We start from the raw sequence: 1567 nt of genomic DNA on the forward strand, positions 1-1567 counted from the left end.
GGTTGCTTACCCGAATAAATAGGCCTCTGTATACGGTTTCTGTTCGTCAGTACCGAGTTTTGTAGTCTCGCTTTCTTCAGATGTAACTTTGCAGTTACCACCCTTGCGACTTACTAATGCTTCTAGGAGTTACCCCAGCGCATAAGGGACTTGCACCCTCTAGATTAATTACTTACTTTGCTGTAAGTTAAAGATGCCCATACTGGGCACACACACCGTATATAATTTATTGCTGGCTTCTCGCCTACTTACGAAAGTCCTCGCGGACTTTCTTGGTTGGTAATTATTTACTAAATTAGTTGCTTAAACCACGCAACAAACCATATACAACAACGTTGCCCACAATATGAAAAATGTACTTTTAATAACAATTTTACTAATTTCAAACATTTGTTTTAGTCAATTAAAATCTGTGATAATTGATAGCAAAACGAAAGAAAAAATACCGTACGTAAATATTTGGGTAGAAAATGAAAATATTGGAACAACTTCTAACGAAAAAGGAGAATTTGAATTAGAAGTTAATAAAACGAAAATTATTCTATTTTCTGCAATCGGATTTGAAACAAAAAGAATATCATCTGATTCTATTAAGAATATTCTTGAATTAAAACCTGTTATTACAGAATTAGATGAAATTGTAATTAAATCTAAAAATTCCACTAATAAATTAATAATTGGAAAATTCAAAAAATCGAAAATTGACTTCTATTTTTCTTGCGGAACAAAACCTTGGATTACGGCAAGATATTTTAAATACAAGGAAGAATACGAAAAAACAATTTTTATTAATAAAATAAAAGTTTTAACCAAAAGTAAAGTTAAAGATTCAAAATTTAACATTAGACTCTATAATATCAATAATGAAGGAGAACCAGAAGGTTATATTTATGACGAAAATATAATTGCAACTGCTAAAAAAGGAAAAAAAAATACTGAAATTGATATTACTGAATTAAACATTGAATTTCCCAAAAAAGGGTTTTTTATAGCAATTGAATGGTTAATAATTGAAGATAATAAATACGAATATAAGTATACAATTACTGGTTCGAAGAAGAAACACGACGGAATTTCTTACGAACCTTATATTGGAACTATACCGGCTGAATCAGATGAAAATAGTTGGATTTTCACCAAAGGAAAATGGAGAAAAATTTGGAAAAATAAAAGTCCTTCGAAAAAATATAAAGAAAAATATAATTTGATGGCAATTGAATTAACACTTTCGAATTAAAATACTGTGGGCAATCGAGTAGACGGCTGACAATCGAATGATTGCCAGTGCGCCTCTCACACCACCGTACGTACGGGTCTCGTATACGGCGGTTCAACGTTCATCTCAACAATTGCTCTTTACACCAATTGAAGCTACCTACTATTTTAAGCATAGGCTACAAAAATTTGCTCCTATGCGAATGTAATAGAGAACGTTGTTCCTAGTTTACCCCCCTATAAGTTCGGAGTGTTATTTTAAATTTCAAATAATACCTTTGAGATATGAAATACAAGAAATGGAGCTTAGCAGAAAAGTTAGAAATTTTAGCCTCTTGTGAGGAAATAGGCA

At 31.5% G+C, this 1567-nt stretch carries 1 protein-coding gene; it reads left to right on the forward strand.

Translation table 11 applies throughout. The features are described from left to right. Positions 1-346 precede the first annotated feature (346 nt). Positions 347-1237, forward strand: a complete 891-nt coding sequence (locus ES677_RS15040) for a carboxypeptidase-like regulatory domain-containing protein (protein WP_148381702.1) — start codon at positions 347-349, stop codon at positions 1235-1237. Positions 1238-1567 lie beyond the last annotated feature (330 nt).

This window comes from Bizionia gelidisalsuginis, from assembly GCF_008086185.1.
GTDB classification, from domain to species: domain Bacteria; phylum Bacteroidota; class Bacteroidia; order Flavobacteriales; family Flavobacteriaceae; genus Bizionia; species Bizionia saleffrena.